Origin of the sequence: Mesorhizobium sp. M1E.F.Ca.ET.063.01.1.1 (assembly GCF_003998155.1) — a bacterium.
Classification (GTDB): Bacteria; Pseudomonadota; Alphaproteobacteria; order Rhizobiales; family Rhizobiaceae; genus Mesorhizobium.
In genome coordinates this window covers 1-9,651 of record NZ_RZSC01000174.1, presented here as the reverse complement: position 1 = coordinate 9,651, position 9,651 = coordinate 1, and the positions used below count along the sequence as shown (strand labels likewise).

Sequence of the window (9,651 nt, the reverse complement as noted above, 5' to 3'; positions counted from 1 at the left end):
CCAGCGCGGCACTGATGCGCTGCATGGCGGCGACGGGCCGCTCCGGGTGGCGGAGCAGCAGGAGCCGCGCCCGATCGCAAAAGCCTTTGTCGAGGCTTGCGGAGAAAACCAGATCAGGCGCAACGAGGACTTCAACGGGCCGGAGCAGGAAGGGGCGGGGCTCTACCAAGTCACGCAGTTCTGGGGTGAGCGTCGCAATGGCGAGCGCTGCTCTGCAGCCGCCGCCTATCTGCATCCGGCGTTCGGAAGGCCGAATCTCACCGTCGTCACCGGCGCGCATGCGACAGGCGTCTGGCTCGACGGCAAGCGCGCCAAGGGCGTGCGGTATCGCATCGGCAGAGGCGAAGCGGTAGCGGAAGCGCGACGCGAGGTCATCCTTTGCGGCGGGGCGTTCGGCTCGCCGCAACTGCTTCTTCTGTCGGGCATCGGTCCGGCGGTTGAACTCGCGGCGCACGGCATCCCGCTCGTCCACGAATTGCCTGGCGTCGGCAGGAACCTGCAGGACCATCTCGACTTCATCCTGGCCTGGAAGTCGCGGGAGACGGATTTGATGGGCATCGGCCTCACCGGCATGCCGGGCCTGATCAAGCATATGCTGCGCTGGCGCAAGGATGGCACCGGCATGATTGCCACGCCCTATGCGGAAGCCGGCGCCTTCCTCAAATCCGATCCGGCCATCGAGCGTCCCGATCTGCAATTGCATTTCTGCATCGCCATCGTCGACGACCATGGCCGCAAGCTGCATATGGGCTATGGCTTTTCCTGCCATGTCTGCGTGCTTCGACCGTATTCGCGCGGGGAGGTGGGGCTGATGAGCGCGGATCCGCTGGCGCCGCCGCGCATCGACCCGCGCTTCCTCCAGGACGAGCGCGATGCCGACCTTCTGCTCAAAGGTGTTCGGATGACGCGCGCCATATTGGAGGCGCCGGCGCTGGCGAAGTATCGCAAGAAGGAGATCTATACGGCCGGCGCCGCCAGCGATGCCGAGCTGATGGCGCATATCAGGGCGCGCGCCGATACGATCTATCACCCCGCCGGCACCTGCAAGATGGGCGTCGACGACATGGCCGTGGTCGACCCGATGCTCAGGGTTCGCGGGCTGGAAGGGCTGCGTGTGGTCGATGCCTCGGTGATGCCGACCCTGGTCGGCGGCAACACCAACGCGCCCACGATCATGATCGCGGAGAAGGCCGCGGACATGATCCGCGCGGCCGCCTGATCGCGGCCTCTTGGTCAGACCAGGGTGATCGATTTTCCCTCAGCCTGGCCAGCATTGCCGGCTTGCTGACAGGATCGAGTCTATCTGGTCAGACCACTTATGCGATTTGCACTTCCCCTTACGTCGTCTTGACCTTAGGATAGGGTTATTATTTCGCACCCCGAAATAAATAGCCAGCAAAGGGAGGAACCGGCATGGCAGGCAAAAGGATTTTGATGCTCGTTGGCGAGTTCAGCGAGGAATATGAGATTTTCGTCTTTGAGCAGGCCATGCATGCGGTCGGCCACACCGTCCATGTCGTGTGCCCCGACAAGAAGGCCGGCGACGTGCTCAAGACCTCATTGCACGACTTCGAGGGCCATCAGACCTATACCGAAAAGCTCGGTCACGACTACATCCTCAACAAGACCTTCGCCGAGGTGAATCCGGCTGACTACGACGCCGTCTACGCCGCCGGCGGGCGCGGTCCGGAGTACATTCGCATCGACAAGCGCGTGCAGGCGCTGGTCAGGCACTTCCATGAGACCGGCAAACCGATCTTCACCATTTGCCACGGCGTCCAGATCCTGATCGCTGTCGATGGCGTCGTGCGCGGCAGGCAAGTAGCGGCGCTGCATTATTGCGAGCCCGAAGTGACGCTCGCCGGCGGCACCTATGTCGACGTTGCGCCGACCGGCGCGCATGTCGACGGCAATCTGGTGTCGGCCAAGGGATGGCCCGGGCTTGCCGCTTTCATGCGGGAATGCCTGAAGGTGCTCGGCACCGAAATCCGTCATGGTGAAGCGCTTATGCGCGACGAGCGCAGGGCAGCCTGACGCCTTCCGCGCCTCGCCCCGCTAGCTTCCCATGTAGGCGAGTTTCATAGGGCGGCAGGCTATGGATGCCGTTCGCCGCCCACTTCGCCCCCTTCTGCCTCGTCGAGGCGGTCGAGCAGGTCCGTGAGCCGCTTTGGCACTTCTTTTTCCAGGCGAAATGCCGGCAGCGTGCGCAGGAAGCGTTTCGTCGCTTCGGTGCCGACGCGCCGCCTTATATCGGCGGCAAGTTTGGCGCGCCTATTGCTGTCGTTGCCGTTCATGTCCCAAAATCCTGTGTCGACTTCGAAACTCCCGCGCCCGGCAATGGTTCCCGCATCGACCCTTGCAGGCAAGCAAAGCCGTTCGGTACGGTAAAGTTTGAATTAATCTGGAACGACCGGGAGATGGCGCCGCCGGGGCTTGCCCCTTGATTTTTGGCCTTCAAACCTCGATATCGGGCGCAAATCCAAACCAATCCGAATGACGGGAAACGGCGATGAGCGACCAGGCAAAAGACGAACGCGCGCCCGAGGAAATCGAAGCCACCCAGGCTTCCGGCGCCCAGGCTTCCGGCGAACGCGCGGAAGGCGGCGTCGACGGCGACTACGAAGCGCTTGTGCGGCTGCTGAAGGAAAACGAGGAACTGAAGGACCGCGCGCTTCGCATAGCTGCCGAAATGGAGAATTTGCGTCGCCGCACCGCGCGCGACGTGCATGACGCGCGCGCTTACGCGGTGGCCAACTTCGCCCGCGACATGCTGTCGGTGTCAGACAATCTGCGCCGCGCGCTGGATGCCATCCCGGCCGAGGCCAAGGCCTCCGGCGATGCCGGCTTCAAGGCGCTCATCGAGGGCGTCGACCTCACCGAGCGCGCAATGCTGTCGGCGCTCGAGCGGCACGGCGTGAAGAAGCTCGCGCCCGAAGGCGAGAAGTTCGACCCCAACTTCCATCAGGCGATGTTCGAGGTGCCCAACACAGACGTTCCGGCCGGCACCGTCGTCCAGGTCGTGCAACCCGGCTATTCGATCGGCGATCGCGTGCTGAGGCCAGCGATGGTCGGCGTTTCCAAGGGTGGTCCAAAGGCGGCCGCCGAGGCGCCGGTCGAACCAGGCCCGGTGAACGAGCAGGCCGAGAAGGATGCTTGATAGCGAATAGTGAGTAGCGAATAGCGAATAGCGAAGCTGGCTACCAACCGCACAGCTTCGTGGTATTCACTACTACGCGCTATTCGCTACTCACTATTCGCTCACCCATGAATCCCATCGAACTGCTCGACTATGCCGGCGTTGCCGTCTTCGCGGCGACCGGCGCGCTCGCCGCGTCGCGCAAAGAGCTCGACATCATCGGCTTCCTGTTCCTGGCCAGCGTCACCGGCATCGGCGGCGGGACGCTGCGCGACGTCATCCTGAACCTGCCGGTGTTCTGGGTCGCAAACAGCGGTTATGTGCTGATTTGCGCCGTCGTGGCGGTGCTCGTTTTCTTTAGCGCCTATCGCGTCGAATCCCGCTACAAGCTCTTGCTCTGGCTCGATGCCATCGGACTGGCCGCCTTCGCGGTGATGGGAGCCGCAAAGGGCCTGGCGATCACCGGCTCGCCGGTCGTGTCCGTCGTCACCGGGGTGCTCACCGCGACCTTTGGCGGCATATTGCGCGACCTGCTCGCCGGCGAGCCTTCCGTGCTGCTGAGACCCGAGATCTATGTCACGGCGGCGCTTGCCGGGGCAGCGCTCTTCACGCTCTGCGACCTGGTCGGCATGCCGGCGCTGCCATCCAGCCTGCTCGGCTTCGCAGCCGCCTTCCTGGTGCGCGGCGGGGCGCTCAAATTCGGCTGGTCGTTTCCGGCCTATAAGAGCCGGCCTGGGCGGAGGCCGGAAGATATTCCGTAGAAGAGCGAATAGCGAATAGGGAGTAGCGAATAGGGTTGTTACGACCAACCCAACATCGTTTACTTCTATTCGCTATTCGCTATTCGCTATTCGCTATTCGCTATTCGCTATTCGCTATTCGCTATGCCGCGAAGCGCTGGCCTTCACCGCCATAATAGTTGACGTAGCGGGCGCCGATCTCCTTGACCGGCATGACGACGAAAACGTCGACCGTCGAGAACTCGTGGTCGATGACGCAGCCGTCGCCGATGCGGGCGCCGACGCGCAGATAGCCTTTGACCAGCGGCGGCATCGCGGCGATCGCGGCCTTGGCGTTCACCGCCTCGATCGGCATCAGGTCCATGGAGCAGTAACGGCTGGCCACCGCCCGCACATCCCAGGCCTGATCGGTGCGGCAATGATGGGCGAGATAGGTGAGCGCCTCGGCATGCGCCGCCGGCACGATGCCATGGAAGGAGGCACAGCCGGTCATCACGCCGATGTCGTAGTGGTTGATGTAGGCCCAGATGCCTTGCCAGAGCGCCTCGATGGTGCGCTTGGACCGATATTCCGGAAGCACGCAGGAACGGCCGAGCTCAAGGAAGCGCTGGCCCGGATGGCGCGCGACCAGCTTGGTCAGCTCGAACTCGCCCTCGGAATAGAAGCCGCCGGCGGCCGTGGCGATCTCCTGCCGCAAAAGGCGGTAGGTGCCGACGATACGGCGGTGCTCGGGGCCGGGAAGCGACGTGTCGAGAACCAGGAGATGGTCGCAAAGCGGGTCGAAACGATCGGCGTCGCGCCGGCTCTGCGCCTGGAACAGATCCTTCCTCGCGCCAAGCTCGTCATAGAATACCCGGTAGCGCACTTCCTGAGCGGCGGCGATCTCGGCCTCGTTGCGGGCGAGCCGCACCTCGAGGTTGCCGATACGGCCCAGCGGAGCGCCGCTTGCGACGGCATCGGCGGTACGCGCGCCGAGCAGGGCGCTGGCGTTCGGCCGAGTATCGCATTCAGGCATGACTGTATGCACGAGTGATTCTCCTTCGAGCCATCCCTCTTGGCACGGGGATACGGTGTAGGTGCAACAGGATTGTGACAGTACCGTGATATGGCGGGGCCGGCAATACTTCGTCGGCTGGACAATACCCTCAACCGGCTATCTTATGGATGTGAAAGCCAGGCAATCCAAGGCGTTCGAGAAGCCCTAAAAAAAATCGTTATGCCGCAACCTGGCCCTCGACGGCCTGGACGAGCGCATCGGGGTCGAGGGGCTTGGTGACGAAGCCGCTGGCGCCATGGGCCAGCACGCTGTGGCGGGTCTTTTCCTGGCTGTCGGCGGAAAGAACCATGATCGGGATCGGCGGCACGGCCATTGCCTCCTCATGGCGGCGGATGGCGGCGATCGCGTCCAGACCGTCCATCACCGGCATGTGCAGGTCCATCAGAACCACGTCGAAGCGGTGCTTGAGACCGGCGTCGGTGACGGCTTCGACCGCGGCCTTGCCGTTGCCGACGATCTTGACGCGATGTCCGGCCTTGAGCAGCGTGGCGCGGGCGAGCATTGCGTTGATGTCATTATCCTCTGCGATCAGCACGGACAGGCTCTGGTCACGACGGCGGACGGACGTGGCGCCGCGCGGCTCCGGATGCGGCTCGGCGGGCGCGGGCACATGGCTGGTCAACAGCACGCGCAGCAGTGTTTCGCCGCGCACCGGCCGGGCGAGGAACGTCGCGTAACCGCTGGCGCGGAATTCGCCAAGCATGCCGCGGTCGGTAGGCGCAATCAGGGTGATGGCTTCGCAATCGGCAAAGCCGCTCTGGCGCAGGCGCTTGAGCAGGCGACCGTCGCTGTTTTCGAGCGCGGCGTCGACCAGAAGCACGTTGCAGCTTGCGGCGAATGACGCGGCCTGCTCCGGCGTCGCGGCGATCTCGACGGCGCCGCCATGGGCGCGGATTGTGCGGGCGATGGCATCGGCCTCGACAGCGTTCTTCGATACGATGACCGCGCGCCGGTCCGAGAGGATGCTCTGGCGATATTGCGGCGGCTCCGTTGCCGCGGTCGCAGGGATATCGAAGACGAATTCGGATCCTTCGCCGAGCCGGCTCGAAACCGAAATCGTGCCGCCCATGGCGTTCACCAGCCGCTTGGAGATGGCAAGGCCGAGACCCGCGCCGCCATGCACCCGGGTCGAAGTGCCGTCGGATTGCTCGAACTCCTCGAAGATGCGCTCCATGTCCTCTTCGCGCAGCCCCGGGCCGGTGTCGGCGATGGTGAAGCAGATGCGGTCCGTGCTCTCGGTGCGGGCGCGCGCGACGGTGAGCAGCACGCCGCCGGCATCGGTGAACTTGACGGCATTGCCGATGAGGTTGAGCAACACCTGGCGCACGCGGCCGGGATCGGCGGTGATCATCTGCGGCACGTCGGGCTCGACATGACAGCCGAGGCCGATGTTCTTGGAGAATGCCTTCGCCGCCATGAGCTCGATGATGTTGTCGGCGATCTCGCGCAGCGACGTCGGCTGCGGCTCGGGGTCGAAGCGGCCGGCCTCGATCTTGGAATAGTCGAGCAGGTCCTCGATCAGGGCGAGCAGCGCGCTCGCCGATGTCGAGACGGCGCCGACATAGGTGCGCTGCTCCGGCGAAAGGTCGGTATCGGCAAGCAGCTTCGCCATTCCCATGATGCCGTTCATCGGGGTGCGGATCTCGTGGCTGACGGTGGCGAGGAAGCGCGACTTGGCTTGGCTCGCATATTCGGCCCGCTCGCGGGCAGTGATCAGCGACGATTCAGCGCGCTTGCGGGCCGTGATGTCGCGGGCGATCGCGCGATGCGAGACAGCACCCGTATCCCTGTCGCGCACCGACAGCTCGATCCATGAGAACCAGCGCGGCCCGTTCGGCGTGCGGATGGCGACATCGGTGGAGCTCAGGCACTCGTGGTCCGAGAAGGCGGCGTCGGGCACGATGCCGACGTCAATGCCGAGCTCGGAAAGCGTCTTGCCGGCAAGATTGCGCTGGTCGACGTCGACTAGGGAGGCAAAGACCTTGTTGGCGTAGACGATATGGCCGTCGCGGTCGCGATGGACGACGAGATCGCCTAGCGCGTCGATCAGGCCGCGAAAGCGCTCCTCGCTCTCCTGCATCTCCCACATTCGGTCGGCGAGCGTCTCGATCTCGGCGCGGCTGCGGGCGGCGGTCTCGTCGAGAAGAGCCGCGGTGCGGCGCTCGATCGTCCTGTTGCGCAGATGCATGGCGAGCCCGCCGAGACCCGTCACAAGGAGGCCAATGGTGATGAAGGTCGGCGCGCCGGTGAGATGCGCCAGCCCGGCCAGCACGCCGATGGCGACAATCGTCAGGAAGGGTAGGCCTTCGCGGCTGGCCGGCGGCAGTTCGGGAGCCAGCGGCGGCGGCGCGGCAAGCATCCGCCGCGGCGGCGCCTCCGAGCTCGGCTCGTCACCGCTCGCGACCTTGCCATCCTGCTCGATGCCGGAGTCCGCGATCATGCGCAAAGCTTGCCAGACAGAAATTATGGAAGGCTGCGACGGATCGTTCGAATTTTAGCGATCGCGGGATTTTCGCCGTTTCCGGCTACATATCGACGACCACGCGGCCCCTGATCTTGCCGTCGATAATGTCACGCGCGGCGTCGATGATGCCGTCGAAGCCGATCGACCGCGACAGGGTCGACAGCTTCTTGAGGTCGAGATCGGTGGCGATGCGGCGCCACGCCTCGAGGCGAACCGGTTTCGGCGCCATGACGGAATCGATGCCGAGCAGCGAGACGCCGCGCAGGATGAAGGGAGCGACGCTGGTGGGCAGGTCCATGCCGCCGGCCAGGCCGCAAGCGGCGATCGCGCCGCCGTAGGACGTCATCGAAAGCACGTTGGCCAGCGTGTGGGTGCCGACCGAATCGATGCCACCCGCCCAGCGTTCCTTGGCGAGCGGCTTTGCCGGCTGGCTGAGTTCCTCCCGCGAGATCACCTCGGCCGCGCCGAGGTCGATCAGGTAGGGACTTTCGGCATTGCGCCCGGTGGAAGCAATGACATGGTAACCGAGGGTGGAGAGGATCGAGATGGCGACCGAGCCGACGCCGCCGGCAGCCCCCGTCACCACCACCGGCCCGCGATCCGGCACGATGCCATGCCGCTCCAGCGCCATGACGGCAAGCATCGCCGTATAGCCGGCCGTGCCGACGGCCATCGCATCATGCGGGCTCATGCCGTCCGGCAACGGCACCAGCCAGTCGCCCTTGACGCGGGCGCGCCCGGCATAGGCGCCGTAATGCGTCTCGCCGACTCCCCAGCCATTGAGGATCACCTTGTCACCCTTGCGCCAGTCGGCATGGGAAGAGGAAACAACGGTGCCGGCGAAATCGATGCCGGGCACCAGCGGCCAGCGGCGCACGACCGGCGCCTTGCCGGTGATGGCCAGCCCGTCCTTGTAGTTCACCGTGGTCGCCTCGACGGCGACGGTGACATCGCCTTCCATCAGGTCGACTTCGGTGAGGTCGACGATTTCGACCGACTGCTTCTTCTCGGCATCGCGCGAAACGAGGATGGCTTTGAAGGTATCGGACATTTTTGTCTCCTCGGTTCGGGCGTTTCCTTGCGGACGGAAAACCGCTGCATGCTTTCCCGCAATCGCGTCAGTTTCCTGGAATTGCTTCAGGGGCCGACTTTGAGGCGATGGCCGCGCGAGGTCAATTGCCCGGCTCCTGAGGCTTGGTTTCCCGCCGCCAGCCGATCAGCTCATCGAAGACAACTAGTGCCGCGCCCACGGAAATGAAGGCGTCGGCGAGGTTGAATACCGCGAAGGACCAGACCGGGGTATGGAACAGAATATAATCGATGACGTGGCCGAAAACGGCGCGGTCGATCAGGTTGCCGAGCGCGCCGCCGACGATCAGGGCAAAGCCGATGCGGGCAAGGATGTGACCGGCGGGCGTGCGCACGGCCAGATAGAGCACGAAGGCGACCACGAGCACCGCGATGATCACCAGGCCGGTATCGCCGAAGGACGAAAACATCGAGAAGGCGATGCCGGTGTTGTAGGTGCGGAACAGCGCCAGGAAAGGCAGGAAATCGACCTTTTCCTGAAAGGCGAGGCCATTCTCCACCATCTGCTTTATCCACTGATCGAGCGCGATTGCGGCAACGACCAGCAGGGCGTAAGGGGACCAGGATTTCACTTGGCAGTCCTCATCGCATGTCGGTGGCGGGGTCGAGCTTCAACGCGCCGCGACGGATCTCGAACAGCATCACGCCGGTAGCGACCGCCAGGTTGAGGGAATCGGCTCGACCAGCCTGCGGGATCCTGAGCAGCCGGTCGCAGCTTTCAGCGAGGCTGTCGGGCAGGCCCTGCTGCTCGTTGCCCATCAAGAGCAAGACAGGGCCTCTCGAGAAGTCGACCGAGCGGTAGTCGACCGCGCCCTTCAGATGCGTTCCGGCGACGAGGCCGGGAAAGTCGCGCCGCCAGGCAAGGAAGGCCTCTTCAGTCGCCTTGGCGACCGGCACGGCGAAAATCGAGCCCATGGTGGCGCGCACCGTCTCCAGCGAGAACGGATCGGTGGCATCGCCGACCAGGATGACGCCCCTGGCGCCGACGGCATCAACGGTGCGGATGACGGTGCCGAGATTGCCGGGGTCGCGCACGCGGTCGAGCGCGACCCAGACGTCGCCGTCCGTGGCGCGGATGTCCTTCAGCGGCAGCGTCCGCTGCGCGAAGACGCCGACGACCATTTGCGGGTTTTCGCGGCGGGTGGTGGGCGTGAGCAACTGTTTC

10 protein-coding genes are annotated in these 9,651 nt (G+C 64.6%); 4 read left to right on the top strand and 6 right to left on the bottom strand.

The window, feature by feature from the left end:
- Nucleotides 1–1,219 (top strand): GMC oxidoreductase (locus EOA29_RS14825; protein ID WP_127221081.1); only part of this gene is annotated, 1,219 nt, incomplete at its 5' end.
- A gap of 194 nt (nt 1,220–1,413) precedes the next feature.
- Nucleotides 1,414–2,034, top strand: a complete 621-nt coding sequence (locus tag EOA29_RS14820; protein WP_126091921.1) for a DJ-1/PfpI family protein — start codon at nt 1,414–1,416, stop codon at nt 2,032–2,034.
- Nucleotides 2,035–2,093: 59 nt separating this feature from the next.
- Here the strand turns inward: EOA29_RS14820 and EOA29_RS42250 are convergent, their stop codons facing one another.
- Nucleotides 2,094–2,294 (bottom strand): hypothetical protein, encoded by a 201-nt coding sequence (locus EOA29_RS42250; protein WP_126091922.1) that lies wholly within the window; start codon nt 2,292–2,294, stop codon nt 2,094–2,096.
- 215 nt (nt 2,295–2,509) lie between these two features.
- On the opposite strand from EOA29_RS42250, the gene grpE reads away from it, so the two are divergent.
- Together grpE and EOA29_RS14805 are read left to right on the top strand one after the other, a co-directional pair.
- The gene (grpE, locus tag EOA29_RS14810; RefSeq protein WP_126091923.1) at nt 2,510–3,157 is read left to right on the top strand and encodes a nucleotide exchange factor GrpE; all 648 of its coding nucleotides are present in this window, start codon (nt 2,510–2,512) and stop codon (nt 3,155–3,157) included.
- Nucleotides 3,158–3,264: 107 nt separating this feature from the next.
- Nucleotides 3,265–3,897 (top strand): trimeric intracellular cation channel family protein, encoded by a 633-nt coding sequence (locus tag EOA29_RS14805; protein WP_126091924.1) that lies wholly within the window; start codon nt 3,265–3,267, stop codon nt 3,895–3,897.
- Between the two features lie 121 nt (nt 3,898–4,018).
- On the opposite strand, the gene EOA29_RS14800 is transcribed toward EOA29_RS14805, so the two are convergent.
- The 5 genes from EOA29_RS14800 to EOA29_RS14780 all read right to left on the bottom strand — a co-directional run.
- Complete coding sequence (locus EOA29_RS14800) at nt 4,019–4,903, bottom strand: GNAT family N-acetyltransferase (RefSeq protein ID WP_126091925.1); 885 nt, start codon at nt 4,901–4,903, stop codon at nt 4,019–4,021.
- Nucleotides 4,904–5,090: 187 nt separating this feature from the next.
- Nucleotides 5,091–7,373: a PAS domain-containing sensor histidine kinase gene (locus EOA29_RS14795; RefSeq protein WP_126091926.1), complete on the bottom strand. Its 2,283-nt coding sequence runs from the start codon at nt 7,371–7,373 to the stop codon at nt 5,091–5,093.
- An 85-nt stretch (nt 7,374–7,458) separates the two neighbouring features.
- The gene (locus tag EOA29_RS14790) at nt 7,459–8,448 is read right to left on the bottom strand and encodes an MDR family oxidoreductase (RefSeq protein WP_126091927.1); all 990 of its coding nucleotides are present in this window, start codon (nt 8,446–8,448) and stop codon (nt 7,459–7,461) included.
- A 121-nt stretch (nt 8,449–8,569) separates the two neighbouring features.
- Complete coding sequence (gene lspA / locus EOA29_RS14785; RefSeq protein WP_126091928.1) at nt 8,570–9,058, bottom strand: signal peptidase II; 489 nt, start codon at nt 9,056–9,058, stop codon at nt 8,570–8,572.
- Between the two features lie 10 nt (nt 9,059–9,068).
- Nucleotides 9,069–9,651: RNA methyltransferase (locus EOA29_RS14780; RefSeq protein WP_145969676.1), on the bottom strand; the 583-nt coding region annotated here is incomplete at its 5' end.